General features: G+C 71.6%; 20 protein-coding genes. 7 read left to right on the top strand and 13 right to left on the bottom strand.

What is annotated here, in order from left to right; genetic code table 11:
- The first annotated feature begins 19 nt into the window (after positions 1–19).
- On the top strand, positions 20–1,228 hold the full coding sequence (locus tag NBT67_RS11685) for a CobW family GTP-binding protein (RefSeq protein WP_251341889.1): 1,209 nt from the start codon (positions 20–22) through the stop codon (positions 1,226–1,228).
- Here the strand turns inward: NBT67_RS11685 and NBT67_RS11680 are convergent.
- The 4 genes from NBT67_RS11680 to NBT67_RS11665 form a co-directional block, all read right to left on the bottom strand.
- Positions 1,225–1,446, bottom strand: a complete 222-nt coding sequence (locus NBT67_RS11680; RefSeq protein WP_251341888.1) for a hypothetical protein — start codon at positions 1,444–1,446, stop codon at positions 1,225–1,227. The genes NBT67_RS11685 and NBT67_RS11680 overlap by 4 nt on opposite strands.
- Positions 1,447–1,509: 63 nt before the next feature.
- On the bottom strand, positions 1,510–1,704 hold the full coding sequence (locus tag NBT67_RS11675) for a hypothetical protein (protein ID WP_251341887.1): 195 nt from the start codon (positions 1,702–1,704) through the stop codon (positions 1,510–1,512).
- Positions 1,705–1,821: 117 nt separating this feature from the next.
- Entirely contained in the window at positions 1,822–2,232 is a 411-nt protein-coding gene (locus NBT67_RS11670; protein WP_251341886.1) for an SRPBCC family protein, read from the bottom strand.
- Positions 2,233–2,248: 16 nt separating this feature from the next.
- Entirely contained in the window at positions 2,249–2,569 is a 321-nt protein-coding gene (locus NBT67_RS11665) for a hypothetical protein (RefSeq protein ID WP_251341885.1), read from the bottom strand.
- Positions 2,570–2,676: 107 nt separating this feature from the next.
- On the opposite strand from NBT67_RS11665, the gene NBT67_RS11660 reads away from it, so the two are divergent.
- Both NBT67_RS11660 and upp read left to right on the top strand, forming a co-directional pair.
- Positions 2,677–2,850 (top strand): DUF8107 family protein, encoded by a 174-nt coding sequence (locus NBT67_RS11660; protein ID WP_251341884.1) that lies wholly within the window; start codon positions 2,677–2,679, stop codon positions 2,848–2,850.
- Between the two features lie 59 nt (positions 2,851–2,909).
- Positions 2,910–3,587, top strand: coding sequence for a uracil phosphoribosyltransferase (upp, locus tag NBT67_RS11655; RefSeq protein ID WP_251341883.1), 678 nt, complete (start codon positions 2,910–2,912; stop codon positions 3,585–3,587).
- 84 nt (positions 3,588–3,671) lie between these two features.
- Here upp and NBT67_RS11650 read toward each other — a convergent pair whose 3' ends face one another.
- The gene (locus NBT67_RS11650; RefSeq protein WP_251341882.1) at positions 3,672–4,295 is read right to left on the bottom strand and encodes an IMPACT family protein; all 624 of its coding nucleotides are present in this window, start codon (positions 4,293–4,295) and stop codon (positions 3,672–3,674) included.
- Positions 4,295–4,795 carry a TrpY family transcription regulator gene (gene trpY, locus NBT67_RS11645; RefSeq protein WP_251341881.1) on the bottom strand — a complete coding sequence of 167 codons (501 nt, stop codon included), beginning with the start codon at positions 4,793–4,795 and terminating at the stop codon, positions 4,295–4,297. The genes NBT67_RS11650 and trpY overlap by 1 nt, the downstream gene beginning before the upstream one ends.
- Positions 4,796–4,902: 107 nt before the next feature.
- Between trpY and NBT67_RS11640 the strand changes: the two genes are divergently transcribed.
- Positions 4,903–5,250 carry a tRNA-binding protein gene (locus NBT67_RS11640; RefSeq protein ID WP_251341880.1) on the top strand — a complete coding sequence of 116 codons (348 nt, stop codon included), beginning with the start codon at positions 4,903–4,905 and terminating at the stop codon, positions 5,248–5,250.
- Positions 5,251–5,383: 133 nt separating this feature from the next.
- Entirely contained in the window at positions 5,384–6,355 is a 972-nt protein-coding gene (locus NBT67_RS11635; protein WP_251341879.1) for a C-terminal binding protein, read from the top strand.
- Between the two features lies 1 nt (position 6,356).
- Here NBT67_RS11635 and NBT67_RS11630 read toward each other — a convergent pair whose 3' ends face one another.
- Positions 6,357–6,605 carry a hypothetical protein gene (locus tag NBT67_RS11630; RefSeq protein WP_251341878.1) on the bottom strand — a complete coding sequence of 83 codons (249 nt, stop codon included), beginning with the start codon at positions 6,603–6,605 and terminating at the stop codon, positions 6,357–6,359.
- Between the two features lie 93 nt (positions 6,606–6,698).
- On the bottom strand, positions 6,699–7,283 hold the full coding sequence (gene hisB, locus NBT67_RS11625; protein WP_251341877.1) for an imidazoleglycerol-phosphate dehydratase HisB: 585 nt from the start codon (positions 7,281–7,283) through the stop codon (positions 6,699–6,701).
- A gap of 136 nt (positions 7,284–7,419) precedes the next feature.
- Here hisB and NBT67_RS11620 point away from each other — a divergent pair, with 136 nt between their 5' ends.
- Positions 7,420–7,635 (top strand): hypothetical protein, encoded by a 216-nt coding sequence (locus tag NBT67_RS11620; protein WP_251341876.1) that lies wholly within the window; start codon positions 7,420–7,422, stop codon positions 7,633–7,635.
- Between the two features lie 88 nt (positions 7,636–7,723).
- Here NBT67_RS11620 and hisA read toward each other — a convergent pair whose 3' ends face one another.
- On the bottom strand, positions 7,724–8,446 hold the full coding sequence (gene hisA / locus NBT67_RS11615; RefSeq protein ID WP_251341875.1) for a 1-(5-phosphoribosyl)-5-[(5-phosphoribosylamino)methylideneamino]imidazole-4-carboxamide isomerase: 723 nt from the start codon (positions 8,444–8,446) through the stop codon (positions 7,724–7,726).
- Between the two features lie 157 nt (positions 8,447–8,603).
- Here hisA and glmM point away from each other — a divergent pair, with 157 nt between their 5' ends.
- Positions 8,604–9,974 carry a phosphoglucosamine mutase gene (gene glmM / locus NBT67_RS11610; protein WP_251341874.1) on the top strand — a complete coding sequence of 457 codons (1,371 nt, stop codon included), beginning with the start codon at positions 8,604–8,606 and terminating at the stop codon, positions 9,972–9,974.
- A gap of 64 nt (positions 9,975–10,038) precedes the next feature.
- On the opposite strand, the gene NBT67_RS11605 is transcribed toward glmM, so the two are convergent.
- The 4 genes from NBT67_RS11605 to fer all read right to left on the bottom strand — a co-directional run bounded on the left by NBT67_RS11605 (position 10,039) and on the right by fer (position 13,101).
- On the bottom strand, positions 10,039–11,172 hold the full coding sequence (locus tag NBT67_RS11605) for a DUF7118 family protein (RefSeq protein ID WP_251341873.1): 1,134 nt from the start codon (positions 11,170–11,172) through the stop codon (positions 10,039–10,041).
- Complete coding sequence (gene hisI, locus NBT67_RS11600; protein WP_251341872.1) at positions 11,169–11,537, bottom strand: phosphoribosyl-AMP cyclohydrolase; 369 nt, start codon at positions 11,535–11,537, stop codon at positions 11,169–11,171. The genes NBT67_RS11605 and hisI overlap by 4 nt, the downstream gene beginning before the upstream one ends.
- A gap of 40 nt (positions 11,538–11,577) precedes the next feature.
- On the bottom strand, positions 11,578–12,573 hold the full coding sequence (locus NBT67_RS11595) for an A24 family peptidase (RefSeq protein WP_251341871.1): 996 nt from the start codon (positions 12,571–12,573) through the stop codon (positions 11,578–11,580).
- A 138-nt stretch (positions 12,574–12,711) separates the two neighbouring features.
- A complete protein-coding gene (fer, locus tag NBT67_RS11590; RefSeq protein ID WP_251341870.1) occupies positions 12,712–13,101 on the bottom strand; it encodes a ferredoxin Fer in 390 nt (129 codons plus the stop codon).
- Positions 13,102–13,167: the final 66 nt, after the last annotated feature.

Below are 13,167 nucleotides of genomic sequence, written 5' to 3'. Positions count from 1 at the left end.
CGCCCGCCCACTCCCGTCCATGTCACGGGACGCCATCCCCGTCACCATCCTGTGCGGGAGCCTCGGCGCCGGCAAGACGACGCTGCTCAACCACCTGCTCCGGGAGGCGGGCGAACGCGATATCGCCGTCCTCGTCAACGACATGGGGGAGGTCAACGTCGACGCCGACCTGGTGAGCGGGAACACGGACCTCGCCGTCGACGGCGGCGTGACCGAACTCTCGAACGGCTGTATCTGCTGTGAACTGCAGGACGACCTCGAAACCGCCGTCGTCCGTCTCGCCTCCGACCGCGACTTCGATCAGCTGGTCGTCGAGGCATCGGGCATCTCCGAACCCCGCCCCGTCGCCCGCCTGTTCACGACGGGGTCGCGGGCCGCCGCCCGCTACGACGTGGCCTCCATCGTCGCCGTCGTTGACGCCCGCCAGTTCCACGACGCCTTCGGCGAGGCGGGCGTCGCGACCCGCCGTGGCGACGGCGAGGGGACGCGCCCGCTCTCGGACCTCCTCGTCGAGGACGTCGAGGCCGCGGACCTCGTCCTCCTGAACAAGACGGACCTGGTCGCGCCCGACGAACTCGACGCCGTCGAGGAGATGGTGCGGGCGCTCCGCCCGGACGCCGAGATCCGGCGGACGGAGCACAGCCGCATCGACCCCGAGACGCTCCTGCGGGCGCGCTACGATCCCGGCGCGGTCGAGGCGGCGGGGTGGAAGCGAGCGCTCGACGAGGACGGCGGCGGGCACGACCACGACCACGCGCACGGCGACCACGCCCACCCCGAAGCCGTCTACGGCGTCGCCTCCTTCACGTACCGCCGCCGCCGGCCCTTCCACCCAGAGCGGTTCTCCACCCTGCTGGCCGACCTCCCGTCCTCGGTCGTCCGCGCCAAGGGGACCTGCTGGATCGCCACCGGCGCCGACGTGGCCCACACGATGCACCAGGCCGGCCCCTCGGTTCGGGTCGAGGCCACCGGCCCCTGGATCGCCAGCCTCCCCGAGTTCGAGCAGGACGCCTACCGGCGCAACCGCTCGGACCTCGACTGGGACGGGGAGTGGGGCGACCGGCGGGTCGAACTGGTGTTCATCGGTCGGGAGATGGACGAGGAGGGGCTGATCGCGGCGCTCGACGACTGCCTGCTCACCGACGCTGAGATGGGGGCCGACTGGGGGGCGTTCGCGAGCGAGTTCCCGACCGAGGCCGGTGAGGAGCGGGTGGTCGTCGACCCCTAGCAGGCACACCCGGTCGATCCGGGCGACCGCTCGAACGTCATCGGTTCGTCACAGGCGGGACAGGCCGGCGGGTCGTCGCCCTCGACGTCCAGGTCGAGGAGCCGCTCCTCGCAGTCGTGACACCAGTACGCCCCCTTCGACTCCCCTCGGCCGTCGCCGCGGTTCGTCGACGAGGACGAGGCCGCCAGCGCCGCCGTGATCGTGTCGAGCAATCCCATGGGGGCACTTCACACGCCCTCGGGTAAAGGCTCGCTCGGTTGTCCGCGGGCGACGCACGGCCGCTACGCGTCGTCGTCGCCCTCCAGTTCCGCGACCCGGCGCTCCAGCGCGGCGATGCGGTCCGACCGCGACGCCCAGCGGGCGCCGAGGGCCGCCCCGACGACGACGCCGGCGAGGATGCCGACCGGCCCGAAGACGCCGCCGAGCATCCCGAGGACGCCCGCGAGGACGACGATCACGACGTCGCGCCAGTCCATACCCGTCGGTGGCCGTCCGTCGTCCTATACCTTCCGCCCCTCTACGGGTTCCGTCAGGACCGGTGGTTCGCCGCGACGATCCGGCGATCCACCCGTAACCAGGGCCGACGATCCGCCTCAGGTCGCGGTTTCGGCCACCCCGTCGAGCAGGCGCTCCAGTTCCCCGCGACGCTTCCAGCCCGCCAGCCGGTCGGTCAGGGCCGGCACCGGGAGGCCGAGGCTCACCGCCGACCGGGCGGTCACGCGCGACCCCTCGTCCTCCGACGCGACGGTGAGTTCCGTCGTCATGGCGTCGAAGGGACCCGCGTCGCCGGCCTGCGTGTAGCGGAGGCCGTCCGGCCGCTCCTCGAACCGCAGCGTGAGTTCCAGCCCGCGGGCGCCCGCGACGACGAGCGTCGCGTCCCCCTCGTCGCTCACCTCCCGGACCGTGAAGCTCCCCTCGCGTTCGACCACCGCTTCGGGCGTCAGGGCGCGTTCGACCGCTCGGGGCGGTGCCGGCACGAACCGTGAGACTTCCACCTCGCGCATCGTCCCGTCCAACGCCTCACTGCACCAAAAGCGGGAGGGACAGCGCGACGAGCAGCGCCGCCCCCACGAGCGCCGCGTAGAACAGCCCCCGGATGCGTTGCGCCGTCGGAATCTCCGCCCGGAGGTCCGGCCGGGCGGCGTGGACGAGGCGGCGGTAGGCCACCGCCACGGCGCCGCCGAAGGCGAGGGCGGGGACGCCGATCACCGCCGGCCCCTCAAGCCCCACCGCGATGCAGTAGATGGGGCCGAACGAGAAGGCCACGAGGCCGGCCATCGCCGTCACGACGAGGAAGGGGACGGCGTCGACGGGCGTGCCCTCGCGGTTCCGGAGGCGCATGGGGCCGCTTGGGGACGCGTCGGCAAAACACGCCCGCCGCGTCCCCTTCGAACGGCGTCCGCTCCCCGACCCGACCGTTTAAGGTTCCGCCCGGGGCACCTCGACGTATGGCCGAGGGCGACCCCCGGGTGCTGTTCGTGATGAACCTCGTGCTGTCCTCCGTCTTCGCGACGGTCGTGATCTGGGGGCTGGATTTCATCGACGTCGTCGCGTTCACGCCGTGGAACGTCGCCTCGCTCGCGCTCCTGTTGATGGCGCTGACGTACGCCGTGACCCGCTGAACGGTCCTGCCGCCGCGGATGTCGCCAGTTTAAGGTTCTCGACCCGCGGAGTGGCGTGTATGACCATCGAAGACCGCGACGACGCGTACCTCATCACGCACGCGCTCGCGAAGGACACCCTCTCGAAGATCCGCGACGCCGACACCGAACAGGTCGCCTTCCGGAAGGGGCTGGTGAAGCTCGGCCGCATCTGTGGCTACGAGATCATCGACGGCGCGATGGAGACGGAGTACGTCTCCATCGAGACGCCGATGGCCGAGACGACCGGCGAGCGCGTGAAGGGACTGGACGACGTGGTCATCATCAACGTCCTCCGGGCCGCGACGCCGTTCGTCGAGGGCCTGCTGAAGGCCTTCCCCCGAGCCAAACAGGGCGTCATCAGCGCCGGCCGCGACGAGGAGGCCGGCATGAACGAGGACGGCGAGTTCCCCATCACCGTCGACTACGTGAAACTCCCGGAGATCACGGAGGAGGACACCGTCATCGTCGCCGACCCCATGCTCGCCACGGGGTCGACGATGTGTGCGGTCCTCGAGTACGTCCTCGACGGCCAGGCGGCCCCCGAGAACCTCTTCGTCCTCTCGGCGGTCAGCGCCCCGGCCGGCCTCCTGCGGGTGGGCGAGGCGGTCCCCGAGGCGGACCTGCTGACCGTCGCCATCGACGACCACCTCGACGAGAACGGCTTCATCGTGCCCGGCCTCGGCGACGCCGGCGACCGCGCCTTCCGGACGACGTAACCCCTCTCCTTCACGTCGAAATTCGCACGACTGCGGGCGGTTCGATCCCCAGCGAACCTCCAGTGAAGCGCACCCCCCGAGGGCTCAATAGGCGTCCGTACCGCACCCCAGTTCGACCCGGCCGCCCGTCGCGGACCGCAGGCGGTCCCGGAGCGCGTCGGCCTCGGCGACGGGGACGCGCACCGCGAAGGAGACCCGCTCCTCGTAGGCCGCCTCGAAGTCGACGCCCTCGCTCTCCAGCACCCCGCGGACGGTCCCCGAGTCGTCGTAGTCGACCGTGATCGCGAGTCGCTCGTGTGGCCGCTCCTCGACCACGCCGGCGGCGTCGACGGCGTCGCTCACGCCGCGGGCGTACGCCCGCGCCAGCCCCCCGACCCCGAGGTTGACGCCGCCGTAGTAGCGGGTCACGACCGCGACGACGTTCCGCAGGTCGCGCTGGACGAGGACGTTCAGCGCCGGCTTGCCCGCCGACCCCGTGGGTTCGCCGTCGTCGCTCGCCCACTCCCGGAGCATGTCGCCGCCCTCGGCCGGCACGCGGTAGGCGGGGACGTTGTGGGTCGCGTCGCCGTACGCTTCCCGCACCTCGTCGACGAACCCCTCCGCCGCCGCGACCGATTCGGCGGGCGCGACGTGGCCGACGAACTCCGAGCCCTTCACCTCGAAGTCCGCCCGCGCGCGCTCCCCCACCGTGCGGTACGTCTCGGCCATCAGAACTCGACCCGGCGGACGTACGGCAACTCGCGGATCTCGACCAGCAGGTCCCCCGGGAGCCCCGCGTCGGTGATGACGTACAGTTTGGCGTCGTCGACGAATTCGGGATCCTCGCTGATGACCTGCCGGATCGAGATGCCGCGGTCGGCGATGGCCGTCGTCACGTCGGCGACGATGCCCGGTTCCGTCTCGTCGTCGACCCAGATCGTCAGCACCGAGAGGTCGAGCACCGGCGCCAGGTCCATCAGGCTGGGGATGGCCGTGATGTTCTGGAAGATGCGCCGGAGTTCGGGGTCGTCGAGGATGGCGTCGGTCGTCGAGTCGACGACCCGGCGGTCGACGCCGATCTCGCGGGCGATCCCCGTGTTGGGGATCTCGATCCCGCCGGAGACGACCCGTCCCTCGTCGTTGACGGAGAAGCCCCGTTCGAGGAGGAGTCGGATCACCTCCTGCTGGCTCGGACTCCCCTCGAATTTCTCCATGATCTCGTCGAACATGGCGAACCCTCCGTGTCCCTCGCATAAGCCCTTTGGTGAATCGTGGGGCCGGGGGCGTCGACGCCTCCGAGGGACAGAGTGAAGCGGGGGGATCTACAGGGGACGATATGGGAATCGAGGACCCAGACGTCGATCCGAGCGTGTTTCTCGACGAGGTCGAGATGCGCGTCGGAGAGGTCGTCAGCGCCGAACCCTTCCCCGAAGCCCGAAAGGACGTGTACAAACTGCGCGTCGACTTCGGCGACGAGACGCGCCGGTCGGCCGCCGGTCTCACGGACAACTACGACCCCGAGGACCTGATCGGACGACAGGTGGTCGCGGTCGTGAACCTCGGCACCGTCACCGTCGCCGGCTTCGAGAGTCAGTGCCTGGTCACGGGCGTCGACGACGCGAACGGCGACGTCGTCCATCTGCAACCCGAACGGCGGGTGCCGAACGGGACCGAGGTCTACTAGTCCCGTCCCTCGACGACCTGCCTCCGCCCGTTCGCTCATCGCGCGAGCGCGGCGACGACCGCGGCGTCGCGAAGCGCCCCCCGATCGTGCCGGCTCCGAACCATTTACCACACTCTCTACCCTCCCCCCGACCATGAGCCACACCGTCGTCTTCACCGACCACACGTTCGACGACCTCGACATCGAGCGCGGCATCCTCTCGGAGGTCGACGCCGAGTTGATCGACGGCGAGGCGAGCGACGACCCGCTTCCGGACCTCCTCGCCGACGTCGACCCCGACGCCGTCATCGTCATGTACGAGGAGGTCGACGCCGCCCTCCTCGACGCGATGCCGAACTGCCGGGTCGTCTCCCGGACCGGCATCGGCTTCGACAACGTCGACCTCGACGCCGCCACCGAGCGGGGCGTCTACGTGACGAACGTCCCCGACTACTGCATCCCCGAGGTGTCCACTCACACCCTCGCGCTCCTGCTGGCCCTGGAGCGAAAGATCGTCGAGTACAACGACCGGGCCAGGGAGGGCGAGTGGAACGAACACCTCGGACGGCCGATGCACCGCCTCCACGGGCAGACGCTCGGCCTCGTCGCCTACGGCGACATCGCGCAGGCGGTCGGGCGGAAGGCCCGGGCGTTCGGCATGGACGTGATCGCTCACGACCCCTACGTCGATCCGGCGGACGTGGCCGACGGGGTGACCCTCGTCGACGACCTGTCGACCCTGCTCGCCGACTCGGACGCCGTCTCGATCCACACGCCGCTCACCCCCGAGACGGAGGGGATGATCGGCGCCGACGAACTCGACGCGATGAAGGAGTCCGCCTTCCTCCTCAACGCCGCCCGCGGCGGCATCGTCGACGAGGACGCCCTCGCCGACGCGATCCGTGCGGGGTCCATCGCGGGCGCCGGCCTCGACACCCTCGCCGAGGAACCCCCGTCCCCGGACTCGCCGCTGCTGGATCTGGACGACGTGATCCTCACCCCCCACGCCGCCTACAACTCCGCCGAGAGCGTCGTCGAACTGCGGGAGAAGGCGGCCCGGAACGTGGTCCAGACGCTCGCCGACGAGGTGCCCGAGTACCTCGTGAACGACGCCGTCCTGGAGTAGGCTACGCGGGGTCCGCCACCCGCTCTCGCTCGACCCGCGTCCCGTTCCGATCCGTCAGGACGACCCGATCCGATCCCTCTAGCCGGCGGACCAGCCCCTCCTCGTCCAGATACCGAACCGTCGCCAGCACGGTCATCAGCGGGAGGCGAAGCCGCTCCGCGATCCGATCCGGCGTGGCGTCCCCGACGCGCTGGAGATACAGCACGACGAGCTTCGAGGTGTCGCTGTCGAGCGCTTCGAACGCCTGCATACCCGCCACCTCTCCCCCCGACGGCAAATAACTAACGACGTGCGTCGAAAGACGATACGACAGGGGTTGTATCCGGGCGTCCGCCCGTGCCGCTCAGAGTTCGCCCTTGGTGCTCGGCGTGTCCGACCGCCGGTCGTCGATCCGGGTGGCGTCGTCGAGCGTCCGCGCGAGCGCCTTGAACAGCGCCTCGACCTCGTGGTGGGCGTTCTCCCCCTCGATTTCGGCGTGGAGGGTGAGCCCCGCCGCGGTCGCCAGCGACCGCGCGAAGTGTCTCGCCATCACGCTCGTGAACTCGCCGACGCGCTCCTCGGAGAACTCGCCGTCGAAGCGAACGAGGGGGCGGCCGCTCACGTCGACGACGACGCTCGCCACCGCCTCGTCGAGGGGGACGCGCCGGTCGGCGAAGCGGCGGATCCCGCGCTTCTCGCCCAACGCCTCCGCGAACGCCGCCCCGAGGACGAGCGCCACGTCCTCGACGGTGTGGTGGTCGTCGACGTCCAGGTCGCCGTCGCAGTCGACCGTGAGGTCGAACAGGCCGTGTTTGGCGAACGATTCGAGCATGTGATCGAAGAAGCCGATGCCGGTGTCGACGGCGGCGTCGCCGTCGCCGTCCACGTCGAGCGTCAGGTCGACGGTCGTCTCCGCGGTTTCCCGGCTCCGGGCGGCGGTGCGGTCCATACCCGCACCTCTCGGGGCGTGCGTAAGTCGGTTTTGGGCCGCCATCCGACACCGTTCGGTGGGGCCCCCCTCGCGGCGTCCCGCGAGTCGAGACGCTCGCCCAGCCTTTACCACGGCGGACGCCGACAGTTCGGGCGTGACCGGTCGAGATTCGGACCCGAGCACGCTGGTTCCCATCTCCCCCTCGAAGGTCCCCGACGTGCCGGGCAACGGGCGCACGTGGTTCGCCGTCCTCATGGCGCTGACGCTGCTCACGGGGGTCCTGTTTTCGGCCGCGATCCTGCTCGTCTCCGTGTGGGACGCCCTCGTCACGGCCGTGGGCGTGGGCGCGCTGGGCGGGGTGCTCGCCTGACCGCCTTTCGCCTCCTGCCTCCCGCCTTTCGCCTCCCCCTTCCGCCTCCCCCCTTCCGCCTCCGGTTCCCGGGCCGCGCCGACCGCCTCTACGCCTCCATCGCCGCTTCCAGGGTGAAGGCTCCCTCGTACAGTGCCGTCCCGACGACGACGGCCGCGGCGCCCGCTTCCCGACACGCCCGCACGTCGTCGAGGGTGGCGACGCCGCCGCTGGCGATCACCGGAATCTCGGTCGCTTCCGCGAGGCGTTCGATCCGCTCGGCCCGCACCCCCTCCAGTCGCCCCTCGACGTCGACGTCCGTGTAGAGAACCGCGGCCGCGCCGAGGTCCGCGTACCGCTCTACGGCCTCGACTGGGTCCAGTCCCGTCCCCTCGGTCCACCCCGAGACGACCACCTCGTCGCCCTTCGCGTCGAGGCTCACCACCACGCTCCCGGGGTGGGTCTCGCTGATCTCCGCGACGATCTCCGGCCGCTCGACCGCCGCCGTCCCGAGGATCACCCGGGTCACGCCCCGGTCGAGCAGGTCGGTCGCGTCCGCGACGGTGCGGATGCCGCCGCCCAACTGGACCGGCACGTCCACCGCGTCGACGATCCGTTCGACCGCCGCGGCGTTCGCTCGCTCCCCCTCGAACGCCCCGTCGAGGTCGACCAGGTGGAGCGTCCGCGCGCCCGCCTCGACCCACCGACGCGCCGCTTCCACGGGGTCGCCGTAGCGCTTCTCGGTGCCGCGCTCACCCTGCACCAACTGGACCACCTCGCCGTCCTGCATGTCGACCGCCGGGATCACCTCGAAGTCGGCGAACTGCGTCATGCCGGGACGGAGGGGACGGTGGGGTAAAGGCCGTCCGGTCGGCGCCGCCGGCGCCGGTCACCGCGGTGTGCCGTCGCCATCGCGACACCGCCGGCCCCTCACCGGACCCCCAGCCGAGCGGAACGGATTTGTGCCCCGCGCGACGACCCCCTCCCGAATGCAACTGTTCGGTTCGAGCGGCACGCGCGGGGTTGTCGGCGAGGCGTTCACGCCCGAACTCGTCCGGCGGGTCGCGGCCGCCGCGGCCACCGTCTGGGGCGCCGACCGGGTCGCCGTCGCCCGCGACACCCGCCTCTCGGGTGCCCCCCTCGCCGACGTGGCCGGGGGCACCCTCGCGGCCGCCGGCGCCGACGTGGACCGCCTGGGCGTCGTCCCCACGCCGGGCGTCGCCCACTACTGTGCGACCGAAGCGGTCCCCGCCCTCGTCCTCACCGCCTCCCACAACCCGCCGCAGTACAACGGGATCAAACTCCTCGGCGACGACGGGACGGAACTCGCCGTCGACGCCTACGAACGCGTCGAGGCGCGGATCGACGACGCGGCCCCTCCCGCCCAGTGGGACGAGGTGGGGCGCGCCCGCCGCGTCGACGGCGTCAACGCCGACTACCGCGCGGACCTGCTCGCGGGGGTCGACAGCGAGCGCGTGGCGGACGCCGACCTCACCGTCGCCGTCGACCCCGGCCACGGCGCCGGATCGCTCGTCTCGCCCGACTTCCTCCGGGAACTCGGCTGTGCCGTCCGCACCGTCAACGCCGACCCGGACGGCCACTTCCCCGGCCGCGACCCAGAACCCGTCGCCGAGAACCTGACGGACCTCCGGCGACTCGTCCGCGCCACCGACGCCGACGTGGGCGTCGCCCACGACGGCGACGCCGACCGGGCCATCTTCGTCGACGAGACGGGCGCCGTCGTCGACGGCGACACCTCGTTCGCGGCGCTCGCGGCGGCGGAACTCGACCCCGGCGACGCCGTCGTCTCCGCGGTCAACGTCTCCCAGCGGCTCGTCGACGCCGTCGACGACGCCGGCGCGGAACTCGATCTGACGCCCATCGGCTCCACGCACATCGTCACGCGGGTGCGCGAACGCCAGCGGGCCGGCGACCGGGTGCCCGTCGCCGGCGAGGGCAACGGCGGCGTCTTCTTCCCCGAGTACCGCCTCACCCGCGACGGCGCCTACGTCGCCGCGAAGTTTCTCGAACTCCTGGCGGACGCGGACGGCCCGGCCAGCGACGTCGTCGCCCCCTTCACCGACTACCACTTCGTGCGCGAGAACCTCACCTACGGCGACGCGGCCGAACGCGCCCGCCTCCTCGACGCCGCGGCGGCGTACGCCCGCGAGGCCGACGTCGCCCTCGATACGACCGACGGCTACCGCCTCGACTACGGGGACGCGTGGGTGCTGGTCCGGCCGAGCGGCACCGAACCCAAGGTCCGCATCTACGCCGAGGCGCGGGACGCCGACCGGGCGTCCGCGCTCGCGGCCGACCTGCGCGAGACGCTCGACGCGGCGCGCTATCGTAGCGATTGAAAGTCATTGCACAGCTGATCGTACACCGTACTGCGATCCGCTGTGCAAACAGTTTCAATCGCTACTACAGACCGTCCGTCTCGTCGAGGGCGGCCTCGATCCGCGCTCTCTCGTCGCGGGCGGCCGTCAGTTCCGCCTCGACGGCACCCCGCGACAGCCGCTCGCGCTCCTCCTCGTCGAGTTCGTCCCGGGCGAGCGCCGTCTCCCGGAGGCGCTCGTAGGCCACCCGGTCGGGCAGGTCACGCAGCCGCCGCGCCGCCGCGACGGTCGCCTCGTCCGCGAAGCGCGCGACGACCGAGACGAGTTCCGGCGCCCGGTACCGGAGCCGTTCGGCCGCCGGCGGCGGCCACGACACGGTCAGCGGGGCCGCGTCGAGGCGTTCGAGGTAGGTCCGGTGGGTGCCCACCCGCGTCCGCAGGGCGCCGGGGTCGTCGACGTAGTGTGAGAGCTTCGAGGTGGAGTAGTCGGCGTACTCCAGGAGCGTCGGAATCGACTCTTCGCCCGCCGGCCGGCGCTCGACGTACTCCTCGAGGTCCGGCGGCACCTCGGGGAACGCGGCGAGCGGGTAGGCCTGGCTCGCCTCGACGACGCGGAACACCTCCCGGGCGCTGGCCTCGCGCCGGAACGTCGTCCACGCGTCCCGCACCGCCTCGTTGTAGTCGCTGATCGGGTCGCGCAGGCGCTCGACCGGCGCGTCGAGGTCCGCCTCGCCGAGCCGTCGCAGGCGCTCCAGGGAGTCGATTCGCTCCTCCAGGTCGCGCAGGCGCCGCCGCGCGTCGCGGCGGGCCGCCTCGAAGGCCTCGCGGGCGGCCTCGCGGTCCGCCAGCAGGTCGACGAGGTCGGCCGCCGGCGCCAGTCGCTCGCGCGCCCGCTCGAAGTCGTCCTCGTCGAGGCGCCGCTGGTCGAGCAGGTCGTTCGCCTCCTCGAAGGCCGACCGCGCCGGCAGGTCGTCGTCGAGCCCCTCCGTCAGTTCGACGAAGGCCTCCTGGAACTCGACGAACGCGGCGAAGTCGCCGGTGCCGGTCGCCCGCCCCTCGTAGCGGTCCAGCAGGTCGGTCGCCTCGCGGTGGGCGTCCCGCACCGCCTCCAGGTTCGCCTCGCCCCGCTCCTCGACGGCCGCGCGGGCGTCGAGGAGGTCCTCGTGGGCCGTCCGGAGCCTCGATGCCACGTCGCCCTCCGACGCGTCGCTCCCGCTCATCCCTCGTCGTAGACGTCGTCCGGATCGAAGACCCGTTCGCCGACCGTCTCGCCGTCGGCGGTCCGGTGGAAACAGGAGCGGTAGCCGGTGTGACAGGCGCCGCCCTCCTGCTCGACGAGATAGAGCAGGGCGTCGCCGTCACAGTCCACCCGCACCTCGTCGACGCGCTGGACGTGCCCGCTCGTGGCGCCTTTCTCCCAGAGTTCGTCGCGGCTCCGCGAGTAGTAGTGTGCGCGTCCCGTCTCGCGGGTGCGTTCGAGCGCCGTCGGCGAGACGTACGCCAGCATCAACACCTCGCCGGAGTCGGCGTCCTGTGCGACGGCCGGGACGAGGCCGTCGGTCCCGAAATCCACGTCGACGGTCATGCCCGACTCCAGGTGCCACCTCCCGATAGGTCTTGTGTCACTACGCGACGCCGAGGGCACGAAGCAGGCCGAAGAGGACGTCTCCGTAGGTCAGGGCGATGCAGAGCCCGAGAAAGAGCGGGACGATGAAGGGGACGCCCGGCGAGAGCCACACCGACTCGCGGGTCGTCACCACCGCCAGTCCCTCGCGGAGCGTCTCGGGGGTCGTCCCGTAGGCGCTCCCCTCGATTTCGTCGAGGAACCGCTCGGCGGCCCACGGGTCGTCGAACGCGGCGTCGGCGTCCGCGTCGCCCGCAGCCACGTCGCCGTCCGCTGTCCCGCCCTCGATCCCGGACGCGTCGACGGCCCCGTCGGTCGGGTCCCGGGTCTCGCCCACGCTCTCGGGGTCGCGGTGGGCCGCCGGCGCCGCCCGGAGCGCGGCGAGGCTGGTGTCCCGCCAGCGCAGATACATCCGCAGGGCGTCGACGTCGAGACCGCTCCGCGTGAACCCCTCGGTCGTCTCGAACAGGCGGCCGTGTTCCGTCGGAAGCGCGGTCACGTCGACCCGCCGACCGAGGAACATGACGGGTGCCCGGTCGCCGCGGAGGGCGTTGCGGACGCCGAGGGAGACCGGATACGCGAGGCCGACGAGGACGGCGTTCGTCAGGACGGTCAGGGAGAAGACCCCCACGTTCGTCACCACCGCCGGGTAGGCGCCGGAGGCGAGGTAGAACACCGGGTAGGTGGGAAAGAGCACCGCGAGAGTCATCAGCGCCTTGGCGTCGGCACCGCCGAAGCCGCCGATCCACCAGAGGCCGTAGGCCAGGGGGACGACGACGAGGACGCTGATCCCCACCCGAACGAGAAAGAGGCGGTCGCCGACCGTCGCGACCGGCAGGTGCCCCAGCGCGTCCCACGCCAGGGTCAACAGGCCGAGGGCGCCGAGTGGGTACCACAGCCGGTTCGGGAGCCGGCGGGTGCGGACGTCCCGCCAGGCCGCCCACCCGAGCGCCGGCACCGCGAGCAACCGCAACAGGTCCGTCGTCGCCGCGAGCATTGTCGGGTACCGACGCGCGGAGGAATTAGGGTTTCCGGCTCGGCGGCGCCGCCGCTCGTCGGTTCGAGTCGAAAAAACGCGGATCGAGCCGGCTGCGGGCCGGCGGGGGTCGTCGTCCGGATGGGACGACCGGCGCGCTTAGATGACGCGGTTCTGGAGGTAGTCGAGGTGCTTCGCGTTGTAGACGAGCTGGACCTCGTCGGCGGCCGGGCTGCCGATGCAGGTCAGCCGGACGTTCTTCTCCTCGACCTCCTCGTCGGAGAGGATCTGCTGCATGTCCATGTCGAGGTCGCCCTCCGTGACGATGGCCGCGCAGTTCGCACAGGCGCCGGCACGGCACGAGAAGGGCCAGTCGTAGCCCTGCGCCTCGGCCGCTTCGAGGACGTACTCGCCCTCGTTGACTTCGAGGGTGCCGTAGTCGACGTCGTCGAGGCCGGCGTCGGCGGCCTTCTCGAAGAGGTCGTCGTCGTCCATCTCCCAGCCGTGATCGTCCAGTACTTCGTAATTGAGGTATTCTACCGTGGGCATCGGGCGACTGTTGAGTCGCCACCCCATTAGACTTTGCTGTTCGGCAAAGCCTCGCCGCCCTCACCG

Source organism: Haloplanus sp. GDY1 (assembly GCF_023703775.1).
Lineage (GTDB): Archaea > Halobacteriota > Halobacteria > Halobacteriales > Haloferacaceae > Haloplanus > Haloplanus halophilus.
The sequence above is the reverse complement of the archived record's forward strand: the minus strand, read 5'-3'. Positions and strand labels throughout refer to the sequence as shown.

Excerpts from the sequence above, each read along its gene's own strand:
- NBT67_RS11685 (WP_251341889.1), top strand. The coding sequence starts at position 20 with ATGTCACGGGACGCCATCCCCGTCACCATCCTGTGCGGGAGCCTCGGC.
- NBT67_RS11680 (WP_251341888.1), bottom strand. The coding sequence starts at position 1,446 with ATGGGATTGCTCGACACGATCACGGCGGCGCTGGCGGCCTCGTCCTCG.
- NBT67_RS11660 (WP_251341884.1), top strand. The coding sequence starts at position 2,677 with ATGGCCGAGGGCGACCCCCGGGTGCTGTTCGTGATGAACCTCGTGCTG.
- hisI (WP_251341872.1), bottom strand. The coding sequence starts at position 11,537 with ATGACCGTCGACGTGGATTTCGGGACCGACGGCCTCGTCCCGGCCGTC.
- trpY (WP_251341881.1), bottom strand. The coding sequence starts at position 4,795 with ATGTTCGACGAGATCATGGAGAAATTCGAGGGGAGTCCGAGCCAGCAG.
- fer (WP_251341870.1), bottom strand. The coding sequence starts at position 13,101 with ATGCCCACGGTAGAATACCTCAATTACGAAGTACTGGACGATCACGGC.
- NBT67_RS11595 (WP_251341871.1), bottom strand. The coding sequence starts at position 12,573 with ATGCTCGCGGCGACGACGGACCTGTTGCGGTTGCTCGCGGTGCCGGCG.
- NBT67_RS11650 (WP_251341882.1), bottom strand. The coding sequence starts at position 4,295 with ATGGCCGAGACGTACCGCACGGTGGGGGAGCGCGCGCGGGCGGACTTC.
- hisB (WP_251341877.1), bottom strand. The coding sequence starts at position 7,283 with ATGGACCGCACCGCCGCCCGGAGCCGGGAAACCGCGGAGACGACCGTC.
- glmM (WP_251341874.1), top strand. The coding sequence starts at position 8,604 with ATGCAACTGTTCGGTTCGAGCGGCACGCGCGGGGTTGTCGGCGAGGCG.
- NBT67_RS11605 (WP_251341873.1), bottom strand. The coding sequence starts at position 11,172 with ATGAGCGGGAGCGACGCGTCGGAGGGCGACGTGGCATCGAGGCTCCGG.
- NBT67_RS11640 (WP_251341880.1), top strand. The coding sequence starts at position 4,903 with ATGGGAATCGAGGACCCAGACGTCGATCCGAGCGTGTTTCTCGACGAG.
- NBT67_RS11675 (WP_251341887.1), bottom strand. The coding sequence starts at position 1,704 with ATGGACTGGCGCGACGTCGTGATCGTCGTCCTCGCGGGCGTCCTCGGG.
- NBT67_RS11630 (WP_251341878.1), bottom strand. The coding sequence starts at position 6,605 with ATGCAGGCGTTCGAAGCGCTCGACAGCGACACCTCGAAGCTCGTCGTG.
- NBT67_RS11635 (WP_251341879.1), top strand. The coding sequence starts at position 5,384 with ATGAGCCACACCGTCGTCTTCACCGACCACACGTTCGACGACCTCGAC.
- upp (WP_251341883.1), top strand. The coding sequence starts at position 2,910 with ATGACCATCGAAGACCGCGACGACGCGTACCTCATCACGCACGCGCTC.
- NBT67_RS11665 (WP_251341885.1), bottom strand. The coding sequence starts at position 2,569 with ATGCGCCTCCGGAACCGCGAGGGCACGCCCGTCGACGCCGTCCCCTTC.
- hisA (WP_251341875.1), bottom strand. The coding sequence starts at position 8,446 with ATGACGCAGTTCGCCGACTTCGAGGTGATCCCGGCGGTCGACATGCAG.
- NBT67_RS11670 (WP_251341886.1), bottom strand. The coding sequence starts at position 2,232 with ATGCGCGAGGTGGAAGTCTCACGGTTCGTGCCGGCACCGCCCCGAGCG.